At 39.9% G+C, this 24,044-nt stretch carries 23 protein-coding genes; 11 read left to right on the forward strand and 12 right to left on the reverse strand.

The window, feature by feature from the left end; translation table 11 throughout:
- Positions 1-93 precede the first annotated feature (93 nt).
- The 7 genes from recN to C7972_RS20580 all read left to right on the forward strand — a co-directional run bounded on the left by recN (position 94) and on the right by C7972_RS20580 (position 7,840).
- Positions 94-1,746 carry a DNA repair protein RecN gene (gene recN, locus C7972_RS20550; protein WP_110358050.1) on the forward strand — a complete coding sequence of 551 codons (1,653 nt, stop codon included), beginning with the start codon at positions 94-96 and terminating at the stop codon, positions 1,744-1,746.
- Between the two features lie 202 nt (positions 1,747-1,948).
- Entirely contained in the window at positions 1,949-2,761 is an 813-nt protein-coding gene (locus tag C7972_RS20555; RefSeq protein WP_110358051.1) for an enoyl-ACP reductase, read from the forward strand.
- Between the two features lie 156 nt (positions 2,762-2,917).
- Positions 2,918-3,925, forward strand: a complete 1,008-nt coding sequence (locus C7972_RS20560) for a glycosyltransferase family 2 protein (RefSeq protein ID WP_110358092.1) — start codon at positions 2,918-2,920, stop codon at positions 3,923-3,925.
- 4 nt (positions 3,926-3,929) lie between these two features.
- Positions 3,930-4,886 (forward strand): hypothetical protein, encoded by a 957-nt coding sequence (locus C7972_RS20565; protein WP_110358052.1) that lies wholly within the window; start codon positions 3,930-3,932, stop codon positions 4,884-4,886.
- Positions 4,883-5,470: a dephospho-CoA kinase gene (gene coaE / locus C7972_RS20570; RefSeq protein ID WP_110358053.1), complete on the forward strand. Its 588-nt coding sequence runs from the start codon at positions 4,883-4,885 to the stop codon at positions 5,468-5,470. Before C7972_RS20565 ends, coaE begins: the two co-directional genes overlap by 4 nt.
- Before the next feature lie 80 nt (positions 5,471-5,550).
- The gene (locus tag C7972_RS20575; RefSeq protein ID WP_110358054.1) at positions 5,551-7,125 is read left to right on the forward strand and encodes a sensor histidine kinase KdpD; all 1,575 of its coding nucleotides are present in this window, start codon (positions 5,551-5,553) and stop codon (positions 7,123-7,125) included.
- 7 nt (positions 7,126-7,132) lie between these two features.
- Complete coding sequence (locus C7972_RS20580) at positions 7,133-7,840, forward strand: response regulator transcription factor (RefSeq protein WP_110358055.1); 708 nt, start codon at positions 7,133-7,135, stop codon at positions 7,838-7,840.
- A gap of 188 nt (positions 7,841-8,028) precedes the next feature.
- Here the strand turns inward: C7972_RS20580 and C7972_RS20585 are convergent, their stop codons facing one another.
- From C7972_RS20585 to C7972_RS20615, 7 genes are all read right to left on the reverse strand, one after another.
- On the reverse strand, positions 8,029-8,535 hold the full coding sequence (locus C7972_RS20585) for a gluconokinase (RefSeq protein ID WP_110358056.1): 507 nt from the start codon (positions 8,533-8,535) through the stop codon (positions 8,029-8,031).
- The gene (gene miaA / locus C7972_RS20590; RefSeq protein ID WP_110358057.1) at positions 8,532-9,446 is read right to left on the reverse strand and encodes a tRNA (adenosine(37)-N6)-dimethylallyltransferase MiaA; all 915 of its coding nucleotides are present in this window, start codon (positions 9,444-9,446) and stop codon (positions 8,532-8,534) included. The genes C7972_RS20585 and miaA overlap by 4 nt, the downstream gene beginning before the upstream one ends.
- On the reverse strand, positions 9,446-10,273 hold the full coding sequence (locus C7972_RS20595; RefSeq protein ID WP_258364914.1) for an ion transporter: 828 nt from the start codon (positions 10,271-10,273) through the stop codon (positions 9,446-9,448). Before C7972_RS20595 ends, miaA begins: the two co-directional genes overlap by 1 nt.
- Before the next feature lie 3 nt (positions 10,274-10,276).
- Positions 10,277-11,644 carry an exonuclease domain-containing protein gene (locus C7972_RS20600; protein ID WP_110358059.1) on the reverse strand — a complete coding sequence of 456 codons (1,368 nt, stop codon included), beginning with the start codon at positions 11,642-11,644 and terminating at the stop codon, positions 10,277-10,279.
- A 71-nt stretch (positions 11,645-11,715) separates the two neighbouring features.
- Positions 11,716-12,369: a YggS family pyridoxal phosphate-dependent enzyme gene (locus C7972_RS20605; protein WP_110358060.1), complete on the reverse strand. Its 654-nt coding sequence runs from the start codon at positions 12,367-12,369 to the stop codon at positions 11,716-11,718.
- Between the two features lie 85 nt (positions 12,370-12,454).
- Complete coding sequence (locus C7972_RS20610) at positions 12,455-13,342, reverse strand: 3-hydroxyacyl-CoA dehydrogenase family protein (protein WP_110358061.1); 888 nt, start codon at positions 13,340-13,342, stop codon at positions 12,455-12,457.
- Between the two features lie 71 nt (positions 13,343-13,413).
- On the reverse strand, positions 13,414-14,382 hold the full coding sequence (locus C7972_RS20615) for a Gfo/Idh/MocA family protein (protein WP_110358062.1): 969 nt from the start codon (positions 14,380-14,382) through the stop codon (positions 13,414-13,416).
- Positions 14,383-14,662: 280 nt separating this feature from the next.
- On the opposite strand from C7972_RS20615, the gene C7972_RS20620 reads away from it, so the two are divergent.
- Positions 14,663-15,304: a protein-L-isoaspartate(D-aspartate) O-methyltransferase gene (locus C7972_RS20620; protein ID WP_110358063.1), complete on the forward strand. Its 642-nt coding sequence runs from the start codon at positions 14,663-14,665 to the stop codon at positions 15,302-15,304.
- A 7-nt stretch (positions 15,305-15,311) separates the two neighbouring features.
- Here C7972_RS20620 and smpB read toward each other — a convergent pair whose 3' ends face one another.
- Entirely contained in the window at positions 15,312-15,773 is a 462-nt protein-coding gene (smpB, locus tag C7972_RS20625; RefSeq protein ID WP_110358064.1) for an SsrA-binding protein SmpB, read from the reverse strand.
- Between the two features lie 135 nt (positions 15,774-15,908).
- Here smpB and C7972_RS20630 point away from each other — a divergent pair, with 135 nt between their 5' ends.
- On the forward strand, positions 15,909-16,655 hold the full coding sequence (locus C7972_RS20630) for a DUF6503 family protein (protein WP_110358065.1): 747 nt from the start codon (positions 15,909-15,911) through the stop codon (positions 16,653-16,655).
- Here the strand turns inward: C7972_RS20630 and C7972_RS20635 are convergent.
- On the reverse strand, positions 16,652-17,182 hold the full coding sequence (locus C7972_RS20635) for a histidine phosphatase family protein (protein WP_110358066.1): 531 nt from the start codon (positions 17,180-17,182) through the stop codon (positions 16,652-16,654). The genes C7972_RS20630 and C7972_RS20635 overlap by 4 nt on opposite strands.
- A 95-nt stretch (positions 17,183-17,277) precedes the next feature.
- On the opposite strand from C7972_RS20635, the gene C7972_RS20640 reads away from it, so the two are divergent.
- Positions 17,278-18,891: a PorP/SprF family type IX secretion system membrane protein gene (locus C7972_RS20640; protein ID WP_110358067.1), complete on the forward strand. Its 1,614-nt coding sequence runs from the start codon at positions 17,278-17,280 to the stop codon at positions 18,889-18,891.
- Between the two features lie 7 nt (positions 18,892-18,898).
- Here the strand turns inward: C7972_RS20640 and C7972_RS20645 are convergent, their stop codons facing one another.
- Together C7972_RS20645 and clpB are read right to left on the reverse strand one after the other, a co-directional pair.
- Positions 18,899-19,495: a TetR/AcrR family transcriptional regulator gene (locus C7972_RS20645; protein WP_110358068.1), complete on the reverse strand. Its 597-nt coding sequence runs from the start codon at positions 19,493-19,495 to the stop codon at positions 18,899-18,901.
- 111 nt (positions 19,496-19,606) lie between these two features.
- Positions 19,607-22,207, reverse strand: coding sequence for an ATP-dependent chaperone ClpB (gene clpB, locus C7972_RS20650; RefSeq protein ID WP_110358069.1), 2,601 nt, complete (start codon positions 22,205-22,207; stop codon positions 19,607-19,609).
- Positions 22,208-22,372: 165 nt separating this feature from the next.
- On the opposite strand from clpB, the gene ytxJ reads away from it, so the two are divergent.
- Positions 22,373-22,774, forward strand: a complete 402-nt coding sequence (ytxJ, locus tag C7972_RS20655) for a bacillithiol system redox-active protein YtxJ (protein ID WP_110358070.1) — start codon at positions 22,373-22,375, stop codon at positions 22,772-22,774.
- A gap of 75 nt (positions 22,775-22,849) precedes the next feature.
- Here ytxJ and C7972_RS20660 read toward each other — a convergent pair whose 3' ends face one another.
- On the reverse strand, positions 22,850-24,037 hold the full coding sequence (locus C7972_RS20660) for a hypothetical protein (RefSeq protein ID WP_110358071.1): 1,188 nt from the start codon (positions 24,035-24,037) through the stop codon (positions 22,850-22,852).
- Positions 24,038-24,044: the final 7 nt, after the last annotated feature.

The following is a 24,044-nucleotide window of genomic DNA, read 5'->3' on the forward strand; positions in this document are numbered from 1 at the left end:
CCGCATTCGGATTTGGCCCCTAGAATTTTTTTACTACACATTTTTTTCCAAGGCAATATAATTTATCTTTACGGCAATCTTATAAACTAAACATTGCTGACAAATCTTTCCATAAAGAATTACGCATTAATAGACCATTTAAACGTGAAGTTTACCAATGGCTTTACGGTAATAACGGGTGAAACGGGAGCCGGAAAATCCATTTTATTGGGTGGACTGTCCTTGGTACTGGGCAAAAGGGCAGATCTTTCTTCCCTAAGGGAGAAGCAGGATAAATGCATTGTAGAGGCGGAGTTTGAAATTTCCAAATATGGATTGGAATCATTTTTTTTGGAAAATGACCTTGATTATGAGGAAAAGACCATCATAAGAAGAGAGATTTTACCTAGTGGTAAATCCCGGGCATTTATAAATGACTCCCCGGTAACCTTGGATATTTTATCACAATTGGGAGATCAATTGATAGATGTGCATTCGCAGCATCAAACCTTACGGCTTGCGGACAATGATTTTCAACTTAAGGTTATAGACGCCCTGGCCGATAATGCAGAAGTGTTAAAGACGTATTCTTCCCAATTGCTGTTATTTCAATCTACGCTAAAGGAATTGCAAAAACTGGAGGATTTTCAAAATAGTGCTACCCAGGAACACGAGTACAATAGTTTTTTATTGCAGGAATTAAATTCGGCACCTTTGAAAGAGGGGATATTGGAGGAATTGGAAGAGCAGTACGAACAGCTTAATAATGTTGAAATTATTCTGGAGCAATTGTCCCATGGCCAACAGCTTTTGAATGATGAGCAGATTGGCTTGGTAAACCGGCTTACAGAGCTGAAACAGGTATCCAATAAGCTGGCCGGTTTTGGCAACCAATATTCCGATATTAATGAGCGTATAAAATCCGTTTTTATCGAGCTGGATGATATTTCCAGCGAACTAAATATTTTAAATGACAAGGTAGAGGCAGATCCACAATTGTTGGAGGAGGTTAATACCAAACTTCAGTTGTTGTATGATCTTCTAAAGAAACATAAGGTACAAACGATTCCTGAACTATTGGAAATAAGGAATGCCTTGGATGAGAAGGTAAGTGCAACCGAGAATGTTGTAGCGGATATAGACCGGAAAAAGAAGGAGTTGCAGCTATTGGAAACTGCTTTGAACACCGAAGCTTCCAATATAAGTAAGAGAAGAAAGGCGGTTATTCCCAAACTGAAAAAACAATTGGAGGAAACCTTGATAGACCTAGGGATGGCAAGTGCTACCTTTAAAATTGAAATTTCGCCGTCCAAAGAGTTCAAACCCACAGGGAAGGATGACCTTAGCTTTTTGTTTTCTGCGAACAAAGGATCTGCTTATGGCGATCTTAAGAAAGTGGCCTCTGGAGGGGAACTATCCAGGATTATGTTGACCATTAAAGCTATTCTGGCCAGATACGAACAGCTGCCTACCATGATGTTCGATGAGATAGACACGGGAGTATCCGGAGAGATTTCCAATAAAATGGGAGATATTATGAAGGATATGAGCAATACTATGCAGATATTTTCTATCACCCACTTACCTCAGGTTGCTGCCAAGGGTGTACATCATTTTAAGGTGTACAAAGAGGAAGAACTAATGGGGACCAATACTAAAATGAAAAGGCTTTCTACGGAAGAAAGGGTTGTGGAACTGGCAGAGATGTTGGGAGGTAAAACCTTATCCGAATCGGCTTTGGCACATGCCAGGCAATTACTGGATTAACCTTTGGCTAAGCGGCTTGGGAAATCCTGGATACCGTTTGCCGGTATTTGAATGTGCTACAAGATGAAGGCTTTGTGCCGGTTGCCTTTTAAAATGGAGTCGCAACAATAAGGTAACCATCTTTTCTAAGCGCTTCTTTCTGCGGACTACCCGCTAATTTTTAATATCTTTGACGATCTAAAATTCACAAAGGAAATAGACTATGTCGTTTAATTTACTAAAAGGAAAGAAAGGAATTATTTTCGGGGCACTCGATGCCAATTCCATAGCTTGGAAAACTGCTGAAACCATACATGCGGAAGGAGGTACTTTTGTACTTACCAATGCCCCCATAGCCATGCGTATGGGACAGATAGATGAACTTGCAAAAAAGACTGGTTCCAGGATTATCCCGGCCGATGCAACGAGTGAAGAGGACTTGGATAATTTGGTGAAGCAATCCATGGAGATTTTAGGAGGGAAAGTGGATTTTGTGCTGCACGCCATAGGAATGTCTGTCAATGTGCGTAAAGGCAGGGCCTATACCGATGAAAAATATGATTTTACTACCAAAGGCTGGGACGTATCCGCACTTTCTTTTCATAAAGTAATGCAGAGCCTGTACAAGGCCGATGCCATGAACGAATGGGGGAGTATTGTGGCTTTGACCTACATGGCCGCTCAACGAACCTTTCCGGATTATAATGATATGGCCGACAATAAGGCGTATTTGGAATCGGTAGCCCGTAGTTTTGGATATTTTTTTGGGAAGGAGAAGAAGGTAAGGGTAAATACCATATCCCAATCCCCAACAGCTACAACTGCAGGACAAGGAGTTAAGGGGTTCAATAGTTTTATTACCTATGCCGATAAGATGTCGCCTTTGGGAAATGCAACAGCTCAGGATTGTGCAGATTATACAGTTACCCTTTTTTCGGATTTGACCAAAAAGGTTACCATGCAGAATTTATTTCACGACGGAGGCTTTTCCAATACAGGTGTTAGTCAGGAGGTAATTGATAAATTTTCCGAATAGTACTTCGGATATATCGCTAATAGGGCTTTGTAGAATCTTTTTGTTATTGGCAGAACAAAGCCTTACAGATCATTCAAATCAGCTTAATGCATTGGTAGCATGGGTAAAGGAAAGCCGTTACTCTTGTTCCAATATTTTAAATTATACCAAATCTCGATGGATTTATTCTTTTCTTTTATAGTGCCGGTTTACAACAGACCCAGTGAGATCAATGAATTGCTGGAAAGTCTTTCGGTACAGGACTACGATAAACCTTTTGAGGTGGTCATTGTGGAAGACGGCTCGTCCGAAAGTTCTGAGGATATTGTGGCAAAATACAAGGATAAATTGTCCATAACGTATTTGAAGAAAAAGAACTCCGGTCCTGGTGATTCCCGAAATTATGGTATGGACCGTGCACGTGGCAATTACTTTATTGTGCTTGATTCGGATTGTATAATTCCAAGCCAATATTTAACGGTAGTGGAAAAATCCTTGACAAATAATTATGTGGATTGTTATGGGGGACCTGATGCGGCACACCCCTCTTTTACCAGTGTTCAAAAAGCCATTAATTATGCCATGACCTCTATATTCACTACTGGAGGAATACGGGGAAATAAAAGGGCTGTAGGTAAATTTCAGCCCAGGAGCTTCAATATGGGTATCTCTAAGGAGGCCTTTGGGAAAACCCATGGCTATGGGAATATTCACCCTGGCGAGGATCCGGACCTTACCTTTAGAATATGGGAAGCGGGCTTTGAAACTAAATTGATAGAAGATGCCTTTGTATACCATAAGCGGAGGATAGATTGGAACAAGTTTTATACCCAGGTCAAGAAATTTGGAATGGTAAGGCCTATTTTAAATCATTGGCATCCGGATACCGCAAAATTTACTTATTGGTTGCCAACGCTATTTTGTTTTGGGTTCGTAGGGGCTGTTACTTTGTTGATTTTTGGCGTTTTATGGCCTATAATCCTATATGCCTTATATTTTGGTTTACTTTTTGTACACTCTTTGGTGATCAATAAAAATTTTAAGGTAGCAATGTTGTCATTGATAGCAGTGGTTATCCAATTTGCGGGATACGGTTTTGGATTTTTTAAAAATTCGATTCTAATAGGGATTAGCAATAAGAAACCGGAGGAGTTGTTTCCTAAACTTTTCTTTAAAACTCTGTAATAAGTTGATAGATAAAATTAAAAACGGTTTAAATAAAAGAAAGGTGAAGCTGTTTCTGGTCTTTCTATTATGTTCCGGTCTGGCCTGGTTTGTTAGCAATTTGGCAGAACAATATTCCAGCAATGCCACCTTTGATATTTATTACGGTAACACCCCGGACAGCTTATTGTTAAACAGCGTTTCCAAAAACAACATCAAGGTTAGATTAAGGGCCAGTGGGTTTCAATTTTTGATGTTTGGTTTTAAGAACAAAACAGTGGAAGTGGACTTGACCGAACTTGAAAAAAAAGGGGAGAAGTATTTTGTATCCCCATCAACCTATAGAAGTCAGATAGAAAATCAGCTTTCAAAATTTATAAGGATAGAGGACATGGATAGGGATACCTTGTTTTTTGATTTTCAAAGGCTTTATAAAAAAAAGGTACCAGTACTTCCTAAAGTAACAATTGATTTGGAGCAAAATTATCTAATGGATAACAACTATAGCTTGTTGCCCGACTCCATAACAGTAATGGGGCCTAAAAAGGAAATAGATACCCTGACCAGACTCACTACCGAAATTTTGGTGCTGCCACATACTACAAATGATATTTCGGAGCAATTGAAGCTAAATCTTCCGGCAAATCTAAAAAATACCAAATACTCACATCATAGCATAACCTTATCGGCCAAAGTATTTAAATTTTCCGAGAAGGTTTTTAAGGTGCCTGTAGTGGTCATCAATGTGCCTGAAGGAGTTGGGATAAGAACTTTTCCAGAAATAGTTTCAGTTTTGTGCAGAGGGCGATTAAGTGCGATAAAGGAACTGGCGGTGACAGATTTTGTGGTTACTGCCGACTATTCGAGCCTAAAGGATAAAAGTGAAAATGTTTTGGATTTGAAATTGACCAAAAAGCCCGATAGTGTAAATGTTGTGCAGTTAAGGGAGAATAAAGTGGAATTTATACTAAAGAGGCAATGATGATCGTGGGCTTAACAGGAGGAATTGGCAGTGGAAAATCCACCGTGGGATCTATGTTTCAAAAATTAGGGGTTCCCATCTACAATTCAGATGTAGAGGCAAAGAATTTAATGACCCGGTCAAAAAAGATTAAAAAGGATATTGAGGCCTTATTGGGCAAGGGGAGTTATTTAAATGGGGAACTCAACAAGGAGTATATCGCCAAAAAAGTATTCCGCGATAAAGATTTATTACAGGCCCTCAATAATATAGTCCATCCCGCCGTGAGACGGCATTTTAAAAGTTGGTGCAAACGCCAGAATGCACCTTACGTAATTCAAGAAGCTGCCATTATATTTGAAAATGGGACCAACGATTTTTATGATAAAATAATCCTAGTGACCTCTCCTAGGGAAATTCGGATACAAAGGGTTGTTGATAGGGACGGAGTTACTGCGGAAGCGGTAATGGAACGTATAGAAAATCAATGGCCGGATCGCGATAAAGAAAAGCTTTCAGACTTCATAATTGAAAATACCGGATTGGAGGCTACGCAAAGGCAGGTTTCCCAAATTCACCATAAATTACTTAAAATAAGGGCTTAAGCACGTAATTTTAACATTTTTGTTAAGGTTAGGTTAAACGTGCAATTCGCTAAATGTTAAATTTCTAATTTTGTTAATAAATGAATAAGAGGTTATTTGGTCTTTTGGTAGTCTTGATGAGCCTTTCCCTAATCGGAATCATTTTTGTTCAGAGCTATTGGATCAATAAGTCGGTAGCGGACAAGGAGGAACAATTTTCAAACACTGTAAACCAAATTTTGAGCAGGGTTACAGAAAATATTGAAAAACGGGAAGTACAGGATTATCTAAACGAGTTTTACAAACTAAGTGATAGTATAGGAAAGCCAAAAGCTACCCATCTTAAGAATTTTTTCTTTTTTGATCGTGATATCAATTCCAATGAAATACGGTTTTATAGCCATGGTATTTTGGAAGAGGATTACAATATGGCATCTACGTTCTTTGATATAGGCTTGGATACAACCACTTTTAGGAACATCACCAGTACCAGAACAACCGAAATTTATAAAGAGGATTTTGGTCTGGACGGTAGGCAATATTCCTTGACACCCGTCCAAAAGCTCGAGAAAATTGGGTCTATGACAGATCTTGAGCAGTTTGCAATGGATGATGTTTTTAGGGAACAGGCCAAAAACAGACCTATCCATAAACGCGTTTCCAAACAGGAGATCGAACTGTTTCTTGGGAGGGAACTCAAAAATAGGGGCATAGATATAGATTATGAATATGGGGTATACAGTAAAGGCCTGCCTACAAAAGTGAAATCCAAAAAATTTAAGTTTTCGGAGACCACGCTTTATAAGGCTCCTTTGTTTAAGGACAGTGAAGGGAATACCAATTTTTCCCTTTTGTTGACCTTTCCCAAAAAGAAAAGGTTCCTTATCCAGTCCATTTTGGGAATGGCAATTTTGTCCCTGACGTTTACCTTGATTATTGTAGTGGCCTATTCCAGTGCTATCTATCAGTTGATAAAACAAAAGCAGATTTCAGAGATTAAATCGGATTTCATCAATAATATGACACATGAGTTCAAAACTCCTATTGCTACTATCAATTTGGCTGTTGAAGCAATAAAAAATCCGAAGATTATAGATGACAAGGAGAAGGTACTGCGCTATTTGCAAATGATAAGGGACGAAAATAAGAGAATGCACGCGCAGGTGGAAAATGTGTTAAGGATATCCAAGTTGGAGAAAAATCAGTTGGATATAAGTAAGGATAGGGCAGATGTTCACGACATAATAGAGGACGCCATTACCCATGTAGAGCTTATAGTCGCAGATAGGGGTGGGTATATTAAGCCCCATTTAAAGGCGGAACGCTCAGAGGTATTGGCCAATGAGATGCATTTTACCAATGTTATAGTGAATATACTGGATAACGCTGTTAAATATTCTCCAGAAGTGCCCAAGATCGATGTTTATACAGAAGTGGTGGGCAATTCCATCATAATAAAAGTACAGGATCAGGGAGCTGGAATGAGCAAGACGGTGCTAAAAAAGGTTTTTGAAAAGTTTTATAGGGAACATACAGGAGATATACACAACGTTAAGGGGCACGGTTTAGGGCTCGCTTACGTAAAGAAAATAGTTGATGATCATCAAGGTGAGGTTTATGCAGAAAGTGAAAAAGGAAAAGGAAGCACTTTTTATATAAAACTACCTTTAATTTAAAACAATAATGGAAACAGTAGATAAGAAAATATTACTCGTAGAGGACGATCCCAATTTTGGAATTGTACTAAAAGATTATTTGGCAATGAACGATTTTGACGTTACGTTGGCAAAAAACGGAATGGAAGGTTTTGAAAAATTTAAGAAGGACAATTTTGATGTCTGTATCTTGGATGTAATGATGCCTTATAAGGATGGTTTTACCCTTGCTAAGGAAATCCGTGAAAAGAACGAAAATGTACCTATCGTTTTTCTTACGGCCAAGACAATGAAGGAAGATGTCCTAAAAGGGTATAAAGCAGGTGCCGACGATTATCTTAACAAGCCTTTTGATTCGGAAGTGCTATTGATGAAACTTAAAGCCATAATTCAAAGAAAATCTTCAAGCTCCTTGGCGGACAGTAAACAATTTGAATTTACTATTGGTGGTTTTCAATTGAATTCCAAGCTTAGGTTCTTAAAATACAAGGATGAGGATGCTATTAAACTCTCCCCTAAGGAAAATGAGTTGCTTAGGTTGTTGGCATTGCACGAGAACGATTTAATGCCCAGGGAATTGGCCTTGACGAAAATATGGAGGGATGATAATTATTTCACTTCGCGAAGTATGGACGTGTACATTGCAAAATTGCGTAAATATCTCAAAAAAGATGAGAACGTGGAGATATTAAATATCCACGGGGAAGGTTTTAGATTGGTGATTAAGACCGAGTAATTGGCACGTATATAAGAGTTTTTATGGCACCAAGATTTTTCTTGGTGCTTTTTTATTTGTTATGCCCTTATTATTAAGCCCGTGGGCTCATAATGCAATAGTAAAACCGATCCCGCCTCTATTTGTGGAATTATGGTCTTGACACAGGATCCTTGGGGCAGCTTCTTCCATGAAGCTTGAGACCGGCCCTATTGATAGTTCCGGTACTCCCGCAATATTTGGTCCACTATTTCTTGGGGACTGGGCTCTATCGAGATTTTTATGGCTCGGGTTGGAGGTTCAAAGGTGTCCAGTTGGGACCGTAATAATTCGGCTGGCATAAAATGGCCCTTTCTTTTTTGTAGGCGTTCCATTAACAGTTCAAAAGAACTTTCCAGGGAAATCCATACCACTTTTTCTTCAATTTTATTTTCCAATAATTTCCTGTAAGACTCCTTCAAGGCGGAGCAGACAATGACAGCTCCGGTTTCTTGGTGGGACGCGGCCAACTTGTTCAGACTAACCAACCATTCATAGCGGTCCCCGTCCGTCAACGGGATTTTATTGGACATTTTTTTTATGTTGGCTTCTGAGTGAAAATCATCCCCGTCAAAGAATGGTAGCCTCAATTCTTCTGCCAACAACTGGCCTATGGTAGATTTACCCGTACCAGAAACTCCAATTACAAACAGAATGTTCTTATTGCTTAAAGTCATTGTCCATTAAGTTTTTGTGCTAACTTCCTTAGTAAATCGTTTAAATCATATTTATAATCCACCCAAAGAATATCCTCTTTTTTTCGTAACCAGGTCAATTGCCTTTTTGCGAATCTTCTGGTGTTTTTCTTTATTTCGGCAACCGCAGTATCAAGATCAAAATCTCCTTTGAAATAACCAAATAATTCCCGGTAACCTACGGTTTGCAATGCATTTAGGTGCTGATGTTCCTTTAGGGACATGACCTCCTCCAATAAACCCTGTTCCATCATAATATCCACTCTTTGGTTAATACGGTCGTAAACAATGGCCCTTTCGGCATTTATGGCTATGGTATGGGTGCTAAAATTCCTTTCAGGTTTTTGTTGATTCAAGAAAGAGCTGTATGGGAACCCTGAGCCAATACATACCTCTAGGGCCCTAATAAGCCTATGTGGGTTGTTCAGATCTACTTGGCCATAATAATCCCGATCTAGAACTTTAAGTCGCTCCTGAAGGCTTATAATGCCTTTGCTTTTTAAATTTTCGTTCAGGGTCTCCCGGATTTCGGGATCGATTGTTGGAAAATGATCAAGTCCCTCTTTTATGGCGTCAACATATAGACCGCTTCCACCTACCATAACAACAATGTCATTTGCTTGGAAAAGTATTTCTAGTTTTTCTATGGCTTCCCTTTCAAAATCCCCTACGGTGTATTCTTCATAAATATTTTTGTGTTGAATAAAATGATGGGGTACACTGGCTAATTCTTCGGGGGAAGGCACAGCGGTCCCTATGGACATTTCTTTGAAAAACTGACGGGAGTCCGCAGAAATAATCTCTGTTTTAAAGTGTTTGGCGATGGCAATGGCCAAGCTTGTCTTTCCTATGGCAGTTGGTCCAACAATGGAAATAAGATTTTTTTTATTCATTAATCCTCACTTAATCTATGTCCACATTGCCTACAGTAATGGGCATCGATACGCATGATTTCCGTACCACATTCCGGGCAGGTTCTGTCTGTATCTATATCTTTTTTGTTAATTACACCTGCCGCATATTCGGCCGATACTATTCCTGTTGGTACTGCAATTACCCCATACCCTATGATCATGATCAAGGTGGCAATGAATTGCCCTAAGGGCGTTTCAGGTGAAATATCCCCATAGCCTACTGTGGTTAGGGTAACTATGGTCCAATAAACACTGTGGGGAATACTGGTGAAACCATGTGTGGGACCTTCTACAATATACATTACCGTGCCCAAAAGAACGGATATGACGATGACAAAAAAAACAAATACAAATATTTTAGTCCTACTGGCATTCAAGGCCCTCACAAGTTTATTGGATTCCCCAACAAAGCGAACCAGTTTTAAAATTCTAAAAACCCTTAACAATCTTAAAATGCGAAAGGCTGTTATGTATTGCGAACCGACTAGGAAAAGGGAAAGATATTTTGGGATGGTGGAAAGTAGGTCGATTACGCCAAAAAAGCTTAGAATATATTTTTTGGGCCGATTTATAGAGATAATACGCAATATGTACTCTATGGTAAATAGTATGGTCACCGTCCATTCGGAATAGTTTAAGAATTTATGGTGCTTTTCATCAAAAGTAGGGATGCTTTCCAACATTACGATGATTACACTATAAACAATCAAAATGAGCAAAAGGATATCAAAAAGTTTGCCGGCGGGAGTGTGGGTCCCGTAGATTACCTCGTGAATTTTGTGTTTCCAACTTTTTTTGATTTTCAAAATCTACTGTTTTAGCTCTATAATTTTTAGGACCTTTTTTTTTCTGAGATAGGAAGAAATAATATGGGTCGTGTTTTCATTTCCTTCCATAGGTGTAATTATGGATTCCAAGATATGAATATTATTGATTTGATGGTTTAAATTAAAATAGCCAAGGCCTTTAAAGACACCGTTCTTGATCTCGATACCGCAACGCTCACCAATTTCCCTTCCCTTGTCCATGATCAGGATGCTCTTTTTTGATAAACTGTACTTATCAATAGCTTGTAATGCTCGTGCATTATAGGCCTCCACGGGCTCTTGCCCTATACAGCCCCCAAGGCAACCATTGTCCTCATAATGGGAGCAATGCATCCTTGCCTGTGATAGCCCATTTATTTTATTGCACAACTGAAATTCCTCCCTGATGCTGTGTAAAAAATTCTCCGCACCTTGTAGACTATTAAAAGTAGCTACTGCCTTTTTTTTAGGATTTATAACCTCTGCGGTCAATGAAATATAGCCGTCCTGGTTACTGGACTGATAAATGCCATGCGAAAAAAGTCTTTTTCTGTAAAGAGAATTATATTTGGGTTTGTTCCTTAATAATTCTGCATTCTCCTTTAAGAGTGCAGCCAATTCGTTCCCCGTTTTTTCATATGAAACCCTTTTTGTTTCTTTCTGAATTCTTCTGGCCTTAGGGCTGTTATTGGTAAAATGTTGGTTTACCCTTTTTTTAATATTGTTACTTTTGCCCAGCAAAATAATGTCACCGTCCTTATTGTGCATGTAATAGACCCCGGTATCCGAAGGTAATTCGTCTACCATATCCAATTGCCTGGGTGACAGCTCTCCTTGGGTCTCCGTTCTTAAAACACTCTTAAAAATGGATTTATCCAGGTCTTTTGAAAGTAATAGTTTAAATAATTGTAGGGTGGCAAGAGCATCTCCGTTAGCTCTATGGCGGTCACTTACGGGGATTCCGAGAGACCGTACCAATTTGCCTAGACTATACGATTCGGCATCTGGCAATAATTGCTTGGCCAGTTCTACGGTACAGAGGGTCTTTCGCTCAAAATTATAGCCCAATCGCCTGAATTCGGTCCTCAATATCCGATAGTCGAATTGGGCATTATGGGCCACAATTACTGCATCTTCGGTTATTTCCACAATACGCTTGGCTACCTCATGGAATTTTGGGGCAGTGCGGAGCATGTTGTTGTTAATACCGGTAAGATTAACAACAAAGGGTTGTATATCTTTTTCAGGATTTACCAAACTAATGAACTGGTCCACTACTTTATGCCCGTCAAATTTGTGGATAGCGATTTCGGTAACCCCCTCTTCATTGTATTTTCCTCCTGTGGTTTCAATATCTAATATGACGTACATGTAAAATCTCTAATTCAAATTACTAAACAAAGATACGTATTCTCCCGTCAAGGAAACGGCAAGCTTGTGCGCTAATTTCTAGACCCAAAAATGCTGCTTCCCACTCGTATCATGGTACTGCCTTCCTCTATTGCAATCTTGTAATCCCCACTCATTCCCATGGATAAATGCAAGAGATGGGGGAATGTGGGTTTAATTTTTTCGAACAGACTTTTAAGTTGTTGGAACTCTTTTCGGATTTGCTGCTCGTTTTCCGTGAATGTTGCCATTCCCATCAGTCCCACTATCTTTATGTTGGTAAGTGCCTCCAAGTCATTTGAGGAGATCAATTCGTTGAGTTCGTTCCCGTCAAAACCAAACTTGGTGTCCTCCTCAGCAATGTGGACTTGTAACAGGCATGGAATAACCCTGTTGTGTTTTTTGGCTTGTTTGTTTATTTCCTTCAAAAGTTTTAGACTATCCACTCCATGGATCAACGCTACATACGCTGCCATATACTTAACCTTGTTGCGCTGTATGTGGCCTATCATATGCCATTCAATATCCTTTGGAAGCACTTCTTGCTTCTCTGTCATTTCCTGGATTTTATTTTCTCCAAAAACCCTTTGTCCAGCCGCATAGGCTTCCTCTATATCGGCTATTGGCTTGGTTTTGGAAACCGCCACTAGCTGTACATGGGAGGGAAGCGATTCCTTGATTTTTATTAAACTATCTTTAATGGACATTCAATTGTATTTTATGCTGTTAAACTAAACATGGCTGCTGTTCATCATCAAAACTATAATTGAAGTAAACAGGTGTAATGAACTATTAATTAAACTGTTTGGAAACCTTATCGGACTTCCTGGATTCCGAATAATCATAAAAACCTTCCCCGGATTTAACACCCAATTTTCCAGCAGTTACCATATTTACCAATAAGGGACAGGGTGCATATTTTGGGTTTTTGAAGCCGTCGTACATTACGTTGAGAATGGATAGACAAACATCCAGTCCAATAAAATCGGCAAGCTGTAAGGGGCCCATAGGGTGGGCCATGCCCAATTTCATAACCGTATCGATTTCTGTAACCCCTGCAACCTTATGGAACAAGGTCTCTATGGCTTCGTTGATCATGGGCATTAGAATTCGGTTTGCTACAAAGCCGGGAAAGTCATTTACTTCCGTTGGTGTTTTTCCAAGCTTGGTGGACAGTGCCATGATGGTTCCAGTAACGTCATCAGAGGTGTTATAGCCCCTTATAATCTCTACCAATTGCATAATAGGTACGGGATTCATAAAGTGCATGCCAATGACCTTGTCCGATCTTTTGGTGGCGGCTGCAATCTGCGTAATGGAAATTGAGGAGGTGTTGGTCGCTAAAATGGTAGTCGGTTCACAGATAGCATCCAATTCCCTAAAGATCTTTATTTTAAGGGCCGTGTTTTCCGTTGCTGCCTCTATTACCAAATCCACTTTCTGTACCCCATCGGCAAGTGTGGTATAGGGGGTTATATTGCCCAAAGTGGATTTCTTATCCTTTTCTGTGATAAGTTCCTTGGCTACCATTCTGTCAAGATTTTTCTCTATGGTCAACAGCCCCTTTTCCAAGGCGTCCTGTGAAATATCTATAAGGTTGGTTTTATATCCGTTTTGTGCAATTACATGGGCAATTCCATTACCCATTGTTCCGGCCCCTATGACTGCTATGTTTTTCATTTAAGTGCTTTTTATTTGGAATTTTATGCTATTATTTAATGTCTTGTGGCTACATTAGGAGAAGCTAGTGATTATTTCTTTTGGAATGAAGCAATGACCTCCAAAGCAACCTTTAAAGCTTGGGTACCTTGCTCTAGGGAGACCACGGGGACGGAGTTGTTGTTTATGGCATCGGCAAAGGTTTCCAATTCGTCCAGAATGGCATTGTTTATAGCTATGTCCGGATTTTCAAAATAGATTTGTTTTTTTACTCCTTCCGCATTTTGTAGGATCATATCAAAATCCCCTGGTTTTTCCGGGGCATCCTTCATTTTTACCACTTCCACTTTTTTCTCCAGAAAATCCACGGCGATATAGGCATCTTTTTGGAAAAAGCGCGACTTCCGCATGTTTTTTAGGGAAATTCTACTAGCGGTCAGGTTTGCAACACAGCCATTCTGAAACTCTATTCTGGCATTCGCAATATCCGGTGAGTTGCTAATGACCGAAACCCCACTGGCATTAATTTGTTTAACTTCGGACTTTACCACGCTAAGGATGGCATCAATATCGTGGATCATCAAATCCAATACAACAGGTACATCTGTCCCCCTTGGGTTAAATTCGGCCAACCTATGGGTCTCAATGAACATGGGGTTATTAATATTGTCCTTAACCGCCATAAAAGCTGGATTGAATCTTTCAACGTGGCCTACTTGACCCTTTACCCCATGTTTCCTTTCCAAAAGCAACAATTCTTCGGCCTCTTGAAAGGTGTTGGTAATGGGTTTTTCAATGAAAACATGTTTTCCTTTTTCCATGGCCTTTTTGGCACAATCGAAATGGGAAAGGGTAGGCGTTACTATGTCTATTACATCTACCGCATCAATTAGTTTGTTTATATTGTCGAAAAAAGTATAGCCGAATTCAGCTGCTACTTTTTTACCATTGATGACATCGGGATCATAAAAACCGACCAAATTATATTTTTGGGACTCGTTCAGCAATCTTAGATGAATTTTTCCTAAATGTCCTGCTCCTAGGACGCCAACATTAAGCATATGTATTTATTTTCCTCAAAAATAAGGATAGTTTGCAAGTTTAAGGGCTTAAAAAATAAAAGTTGAGTTTTAAGTCCTATCTTTTTTTTCATCAAACTTAAGTAGCTAATTGGGATAATAATATTGGGATAGACAATGGAACTGTGATTTTCGCAATTAAAGAAATCTGACCTAAATTTACCCTTTAATGAAAGAATGGCTTAGATTGCAGCATGTAATTTTTCTAATTTCTTCATTTTAAGTTTTTCATTTTTTAACTTTACGGACCAAAACCAATCAATTGAAAGATACATTAAAACATAGGGGAATGCGCAATAAATTGGCGGACATTCTTTTGGAGAAGGGAATAGTGGACAATTCTGTTCTGGAAGCTATCCGGGCCGTACCAAGACACTTGTTTTTAGATAGTAGTTTTGAGGATCACGCCTACCAGGACAAGGCGTTTCCCATTGGAGCGGATCAAACCATTTCCCAGCCTTACACAGTTGCTTTTCAGTCCGAGCTTTTACAGGTACGGCCCAATCATAAAATATTGGAAATCGGAACTGGGAGCGGGTATCAAACCGCGGTATTGTTAAAATTGAAGGCAAGGGTATACACTATTGAGCGTCAGTTGGAGCTCTTTAAGAAGACCAATCTCTTTTTTAAAAAGATGGGCTATAGACCCAAAAAAGTAATCTTTGGTGATGGTTATAAAGGATTGCCGGAAGAGGCACCTTTTGATAGTATCATTGTAACCGCCGGGGCCCCATTTGTTCCAAATCCTTTACTGGCCCAGCTCAAGATAGGAGGCAGATTGGTGATACCGGTTGGGTTGGACGAGCAAGTGATGACGCTGTTTGTTCGAAAATCGGCCAAAGAATTTGAAAAAAAGGAATTTGGGTCTTTTAGGTTCGTGCCTTTATTGGAGGATAAAAATTAGAGCTGTCTTAATTGTTAAAGCTCTTTTTGATCCTATCCAGGTTTTTCTTGTTGTCACGATCCTTGATAGTCTCGCGCTTGTCGTATAATTTCTTGCCCCTTGCCAATGCAATGTTTATCTTGGCCAAGCCCCTGTCGTTTAAAAAAAGATTTAGGGGGATGATGGTTAAGCCTGAATTTTTTACTTCTTTTTCCAATTTTTTCAGTTCACCACGGTTGAGCAAAAGTTTTCGCTCCGCTTTGGGTTTGTGGTTATAGTGGGTGCCATGGGAATATTCATCTACCTGCATGTTAATGACAAACAATTCTCCATGATCATTAAATTCACAAAAACTCTCGGAGATGGATGCCTTGCTTTCCCGGATAGATTTAATTTCGGTACCGGACAATACAATACCGGCCGTATAGGTATCCAGTAGCTCATAGTCAAAGCGGGCCCTTTTGTTCTTTATGTTTATTTTCTTCTGCATATGTTCGACAAAAATAGAAACAATTATCCGATTGGCAATTAGGGCGCAAGTATAGTTGACACTAATTTTTTAGGATAAATACGTTTTTTTTGTAATGTATGTCTTGGTACTACGATTAAATTGAAAAGTAACCCAATGAAAGTAGTATATCTTTTAACTCTTGTGCTTTTGACCGTTTCGTGTAAGGAGAAGGCACAAACCAACTTTTCTGCCCAGGAAATAGTGGATAAGTCCATAATGGCCAGTGGTGGAGAGCATTATACAGCCAATGATTTATTCTATAAATTCAGGGATTATCAATATGTCTCCGAATGGAAAGGAGGAAGTAGAATTTTAAAACGGATTGGATTCACAGATTCCCTAAAGGTAGAAGATGTAAAAAGTTTAAGGGGGTTTAATAGATTTGTTAACGATAGCTTGGTGCCTCTAAGGGATTCCATTGCCAATTTGTATGCAAATTCTGTGAACTCGGTACATTACTTTGCCTATTTGCCATACGGATTGAACGATCCCGCAGTGAATAAGGAGCTAATGGGGGAAGTTACCATTGGAGGTAAGGAGTATTATAAGGTAAAAGTAACCTTTGACCAGCAAGATGGAGGAAAGGATTATGAGGATATTTATCTGTATTGGTTTAACAAGGAGACCTTTAAGCCCGACTACCTGGCGTATCGGTTTTATGTGGACGGGGGAGGAATACGCTTTAGGGTAGCGTATAACGAGCGCTATCTTGGTGGTATCCGTTTTGTTGATTATGAAAATTATGAGGCCCCATTAGGGGATGGTGCATTCTATGATGTGGATGTTCTTTATGAAAACAACCAATTAAAATTACTGTCAAAAATAGAGCTGGAAGATATTCGCGTGAAGGCCTCCAATTAGTCCATTTTTAATCTAATATCCGTGGCTTTTCCATTTATGATACGTACAATAAATAGGCTGCTGTTGTCGTAATCGTCCATTTGTTCATATTTTTCTATTCCCAAAAGGTGGTTGACAAATTCCGGGGTAGTATTGCTATGGCCAACGATAAGAACGTTTTTGCCTAGATTTTGCCTTTTGAATTCTTCGATAATGATTGCCTTGGGGTCGTAATATTGAGGGGTAATTTCTTTTTTTACGGAGGTAGGGGCCGCTGTCATTGCGGTTCTTTCAAAATCGGTGATGTAAATGGCATCAAGTGCAATAGGGTCAAAAACTTCAGCCCAACGAATGGCCCTTCCCAAGCCGTCCTGGTTCAATTCCGGATCTATGTTTTCAGGATCGCTACGATCTTTTTCGGCATGTCTTATAAAATAATAAGTGGAAATAGAATCTTCTGCATTTTCCAAGGGCAACTTCGGATCTTTCTTACAGGACATAAGGCCCATAGTCACGGAAAGAATCAATAGCAGGGGTATATGTTTCATGGTCAATTCTATTTTTGGTATTTGTTCTTCTTGTAAAGTAACTAAAATTAGCGAAAAATAGTATGTAGTGCCCGTAGTTTTTTGTTCTTTTGTATATGGATAAAAAGTACGCTATTTATGCTATTTTATTTGCGGTATTGTTTTCGAACGCCCAAGAAGTTGCACTTCCAACCGACTTAAGACAGCATAATTTAACCGAATTCAATGCAAGTTTATTTAATCCGGTTTTTTCACTGGACAGGAACAATCCGGAATCAATTGCCTGGTGGTCCCGATATCAATGGCAGACCATTGATGGTGATCCTACTTCCATTTACGTAAATTATTCCCGAAAATTAAACACTAACTCCTCTATAGGTGCCGGTTTTATTCAGAACAATACAGGGGTGTTTTTAAATACCGGGGGAGTGTTGAACTATGCACATGCCTTTGATTTTGGCAATAATATGCAATTGGCGTTCGGATTGAACCTTCTTGGTTTTAACAGTGAAATTACCAATGTTAGGTATAGCCCAAATCCTGAAATTTCATTACCTCAATTGCAATTGGCCCAAAATGCCTTTATTATGCAATTTGCCCCGGGAGTTCGATTTTCTGTGGATGGATTCAGTGTTGGTTTTACTGCCGAAAACCTGTTTGATTATAATTTTTCCACTAAGGGCAGTGCCTCGGAATCTGATGAAAAAATATACTTGGGTATGATTGATTATAGATTGCCCCTAAGTATGTTCAGTGGGGTGGATAATGCATATCTACTTCCAATGTTGTATGTAAAATCCGTGCCCTATGGGGATACGCAAGTAGGGTTAAATGCATTATTATCCTCCAATAAATTTTGGTTACAAACTGGTTATAATAGTTTCTACGGCCTATCGGGAGGTTTGGGAGGTAGGTTCTTTAAACATGTATCATTGGGAGCACTCATTGAATTTGGTTTGGATTCCGAAATCAGGGATCAGGATCCCACTTTTGAAATAATTGCCGCCTATACCCTGGGTAGTCCCGATGCACGTAAGAAGGTCGTAGGTTTTGAAGTGGAAGAAGAGGTGCCAATGGTATTGGAAAAAGAGGGGGAAGTGGCCCAACAGGAAGATGAAGATCGCATAGCGGAGGAAAGGAAAGTACAGCGGGAGCTCAGTAAAGCAGAAGCTTTGGCCGAAAAACAAGCACTTAAGAAGTCGAAAAAACAAAAGCGTGTAAGAGGAAAGAAAAAGAAAGCGCTGGCGGAAGAATTAAGAGTGGCACAGGAATTGGCTGAGGCAAAAAGATTGAAGGAAGCACAGGAGGCCGAGGCTTTGGCAAAGGCCGCCCAAATGAAGGAGCAAAAAAGATTGGATTCCATAAAGGCTGTGGAACTGGCGTTGGCAAAGAAAATTCAGGACGATCTGGATATGATCGCTGCTAGAAAAAAAGCGGGCAAGCCTGTGACACAGGGCCATTATGAGGAAGAGGAGAAAATTGAAGGCCAGAAAGCTGGGTTTTATCTTATTGGCAACGTTTATGGCACTTCCAGGTATCGTGATATTTTTGTAGAGAATCTTAAGAAAAAAGGTATTGATGCCAAGTTCTTTTATTTGGAAAGGACCAAATGGGACTATGTTTATTTGGAAAGGTTTGACACCCTTAGGGAGGCCGAAGCGGCAAGGGATAATAAATTTAATGGGAAATATACCGAAAGAACCTGGATATTTAGGGTAATAGGGGAGTAGTGCTAAACTACTTTTTTATTTCTCGTACAATTAATTGGTCCAAGTAGGCAACAGTGTTCAGCAAGTATTTTCTATCACTGGTTATGGTGGCCATGGCTACTGCGCCTTGTAGCATTGTGAATAGTTGTTTTGAAAACTGGAGTGGGGTTACGGGCAGTCTAAGTTCATTGTTGTTGAGTCCATTTTCTAGGACCAAGGCAATTTTCCCCTCTATAGTTTTTATGGTTTCCCTTGTTGCGGCCAGCAATTGGGCATTGTTATGATTGGCATCTATCCCAATATTTAAGATAGGGCAGCCTCCCAATTCCGCAATAAAAGTATCGTAGTGCCTATAGAAATTGGTGAGCACAAAAAGCTTTTGAAGGGAAGTTCCGCTAGAATTCAACTTATCGTCTATTTCAGCTAATAATTTTTTACTATTGTATTCAAATGCTGCAAGTGCCAAGGAATCCTTATTTTCAAAATTCCCGTAAATGGCCCCTTTGGTCAAACCAGTGGCCTCTGTAAGATCGCTCATACTGGTTCCAACATATCCGAGTTTGTTGAAAATTGGTGCAACGGTTTCGATGATATAGGCGGTTGTTCTCTCGGCTTTTGTAGACATGTCCTTACAGTTTTATGCTAATATAAAAAATCTTATACTGCATGGTATATATTGTTAATAAAAAAGGGCATCCAATTATGCATTGGATGCCCTTCTATTGAGAGTGGTGGTTTATTTTACCAGTTCATTCTCATTTCTAAATACCAACTGATCATCAAAGGAGTCTATGAGGATAATTCCACCTTGGTGGATTTTACCACTTAGCAGTTCTTTGGAAATATTGTTCAATACTTCTTTCTGAATAACCCTTTTTATGGGTCTAGCTCCATACTGTGGGTCATACCCTTTGTTCGCCAAATAATCTATTGCCTCTTCGGTGGCATCCAGGACGATTTGCTGTTTGGCAACCAATTTTTTCAACTGATCCAATTGTAGCACCACAATCTTTTTAATGTCCTTTTTACTTAAGGGGGTAAACATGATTATGTCGTCTATACGGTTCAGGAACTCTGGTCTTATTGTTTTGCGCAACAGTCCCAGTACTTCCACCCTTGCCGCCTCTGTGGCGCTATAGATGTCTTTGTTTTCCTCAAACTTTTCCTGTATAATATGGCTTCCCATATTACTGGTCATTATGATAATGGTATTTTTAAAATCTGCTACCCGACCTTTGTTGTCTGTTAGCCTACCTTCATCCAATACCTGTAAAAGAATATTGAAGGTGTCCGGATGCGCTTTTTCAATCTCATCCAGTAAAACTACGGAATAGGGTCTTCTTCGCACTGCCTCGGTTAATTGGCCACCCTCGTCATACCCAACGTATCCTGGAGGTGCACCTACCAACCTACTTACAGAATGCCGCTCTTGGTATTCGCTCATGTCAATTCTGGTCATGGCATTTTCGTCATCAAATAGGTAGGCGGCCAAGGTTTTGGCCAACTCTGTTTTACCTACACCTGTGCTTCCGAGGAACAGGAAGGAGCCAATTGGCCTTTTGCTATCCTGTAATCCGGCCCTGCTTCTTCTTATGGCATCGGAAACGGCCTGTATAGCTTCTTCCTGTCCTACCACTCTTTTGTGGAGTACATCTTCCAGTTTCAACAGCTTTTCCCTTTCACTTTGAAGCATTTTGGTAACTGGGATTCCGGTCCATTTGGCTACCACTTCGGCTATATCCTCATAGGTTACCTCTTCCTTGATCAGGGTTTCTCCCAGTTGTTGTTCTTCCAGTTCGCTTTCCAGTTTATCCAATCGTTCTTGGGCTTCCTTAATCTTGCCGTACCTAATTTCGGCTACTTTTCCATAATCCCCATTGCGTTCGGCCCTTTCGGCTTCCAATTTAAAGTTCTCAATATCGTTCTTTGTTTTTTGGATATCGTCCACAACGGTTTTCTCGCTCTCCCATTTGGCAAAGATTTCATTCCTGTCTTCCTTTAAATTGGCCAGGTCCACATTCAGGGCCTTGAGTTTTGAGGTGTCGTTCTCTCGCTTTATGGCTTCTATTTCTATTTCCAATTGCATTATCTTCCTATCCAAAACATCCAGTTCCTCAGGTTTGGAATTTATTTCCATCCTTAGTTTGGAAGCGGCTTCATCCATAAGATCGATTGCCTTGTCCGGTAAGAATCTATTGGTAATATAGCGTTGCGATAATTCAACGGCTGCGATTACGGCCTCATCCTTAATTCTAACCTTGTGGTGGGCCTCGTACTTTTCTTTGATTCCCCTTAAAATGGATATGGCACTTTCCGTATCGGGTTCATCAACTATTACTTTCTGAAACCTTCGCTCCAAAGCCTTGTCCTTTTCAAAATATTTTTGATACTCATCCAAGGTAGTGGCCCCAATGGCACGCAATTCCCCTCGGGCAAGTGCGGGTTTAAGTATGTTGGCGGCATCCATGGCCCCCTGTCCGCCCCCGGCCCCTACAAGGGTGTGTATTTCATCAATAAAGAGAACAATGTTCCCATCCGAGGAGGTTACTTCCTTGATAACGGCTTTTAAGCGCTCCTCAAATTCCCCTTTATATTTGGCGCCTGCAATTAAGGCGCCCATGTCCAATGAAAAGATTATTTTATCCTTAAGGTTCTCTGGGATGTCGCCCTGCACTATTCGATGGGCCAGGCCTTCGGCAATAGCTGTTTTACCTACACCGGGTTCCCCCACAAGCATTGGGTTGTTTTTTGTTCTACGGGACAAGATCTGTAAAACCCTTCTTATTTCCTCATCCCTGCCTATAACCGGGTCCAATTTCCCGCTATCTGCCAGTTCATTCAGATTTCTCGCATACTTGTTCAAAGAATTATAGGTATCCTCTGCACTCTGGGAAGTAACTTTGCCACCCTTTCTCAATTCGTTTATGGCCGCTTTAAGGTCTTTTTCCGTAACCCCTTGGTCCTTTAGTATTTGGGCTATTTTACTCTTTGACTTGAAAATAGCCAATAGCAAATGTTCAATGGAAACATATTCATCTTCCATTTTTTTGGCAATAATACTAGCCTCGGTCAGTGTTTTATTGGCTTCCCGGGATAGCATAATTTCCCCGCCCGATACCTTTGGAAAACTTTCCAATTCCTTTTCCAAAATTTGGTTCAACAAGCTGGTGTTTACATTCAATTTCTTAAGGATAAATGGAAGTACATTTTCCTCAACCTCGGAAATTGCCTTAAAAACATGCTCGTTCTCTATCTGCTGATGACCGAGGCCCTGCGCTATTTGTTGTGCATGTTGTATGGCTTCCTGCGACTTTATAGTGAAGTTATTAAAATTCATATAGTTGTTTTTTTTAGGTTATTGCTTACTTTTGATGTATTAATGTCAACAACCTTACCACTGTTTTGAATAGGACAAAATGTCGCTTAATCCCTGATTTTAAGCGACAATACGGCAGCTTGTAAGGTTGGTCGCAATTGTTGGACTTAATACTAAAATTACAAAATGGGAATATTAAAAGGGCTTTTTGGCAAGGGAAATAATAATGAAAAGGGAAAAAAGGAAGCAAAGGTTGCGCCATGGTTGCCATTGGGGTCCATTGAGCAGCTAGAGGTAATTAAGGAAGGGTCCAAGTTAAGGCCTCAGGTGATATTTAAGCATTCCACCACTTGTGGCATAAGTAGAATGGTCATGAATAGGTTTAATGAGGGGTATGATATTTCTAAAGACCGTTTGGATCTACATTATTTGGATCTGCACCAATATCGGACTGTTTCAAATGAAATCAGTAATATGTTCGGTGTTGTGCATGAATCGCCCCAATTACTTGTAATTAAAAACGGAACGGTGGTAGCCCATGGGTCCCATGGGGCAATAACACAAATGGATTTAAAAAAATACATTTAACTCCAAAGCAAATCTACCTTGGAATTAAATGTATTTATTCTGGCCACCTAGTGATGGATAGGCGCTATAGTGGGGTTAATTAAATCGATGTCTGGTGACTATACTTTTTAATTTAGCCTTTAAATCTTCCCCTGCGTCGTAAACCATTTGTTCATTGCTGGGGAAGGGTACCGCAGAAAGTTGTAATAATGGGACCATATCTTCCTCAAGGGCACTTGTGTCGCCGTTGTGTTTGGCATAAACGTGGTTAAAGACGAATTGACTGGCCAAGGGGTATGAATTGATTTGCTGTTGATTGTGTAAATCCCAAAAGCTCACATTTCCGATTACTTCCACCGACTTCAGCTGGGTGAATTGATAAAAATTACATTTGACGGTTTTAAATTTGTCGATCTTTATTTTGTTTCCCAAGCTGTCCTTTAGCACTTCCCCGTTGGGGTTTGTGGCGTACTTATAACCATCCTTGATCTGTTTTTCCTTGGAGATCTGTTTTTCGGTTAGCTGTTCCGGACTAATATTGATGTTTCTGAACGCTACCTGCATTTCATAATCATACTTAATATTCTCCAGGGCGTTGGTGTGGTAAACGGTCCATAGGTCGTTTAACCCGTACGTATTAAAGTTTAACAGTTCTTGCTCCAAACGATTGGGCACTATTTGTTCGGAATCATTGATCATTACTACCTGAACGTAATCCAGGCCTTTGGTATGGGCTTCCTCCAGCTTAACCTGTGTATCCTTGTAATTGGGGTTTATCTCGTTTAAATACGAAAATTGATCAAATGCCTTTCTAAAATCTTCCTTGTTCTGACCTGTTTTTAATAGGGCGGTGGCACTGTTGTACAAATAGTCCGACAATTCACGTTTAGACTTTATTATTTCCTCATCATAATCCTTAAATGTAAATCGGGCATCCCTATTTTCGTCGTACAGTTTCAGTGGCAATAAGGGTTTTATACGTTCTTGGATGGCTTTCAGGTTCTGGTATCCATTAAAAATAATTTCATGGTTGGCCGGATTGTTATCCTTCTTCAGGAAAGCGATCTGCTGAAGTTCACGTTCTGTATTCTTTTTATAGGCCTCCTCCAACATTTGAATGTAGGGCTGATTGGATTTCTTGGTTTTATTTTCGGCAATGTTTTTCAGTGCGGTATTTATGGCGTTGCCATAATTACCCATATTTAGGGCTTCCTGTGTTTTTTTGACTCCTCCACAAGAGATTAAAAAAAACAGCATCAACGAGGTGAGTAATAATTGTTTCATAACGTTT

The sequence above is a fragment of the Arenibacter sp. ARW7G5Y1 genome, assembly GCF_003201775.1.
Classification (GTDB): domain Bacteria; phylum Bacteroidota; class Bacteroidia; order Flavobacteriales; family Flavobacteriaceae; genus Arenibacter.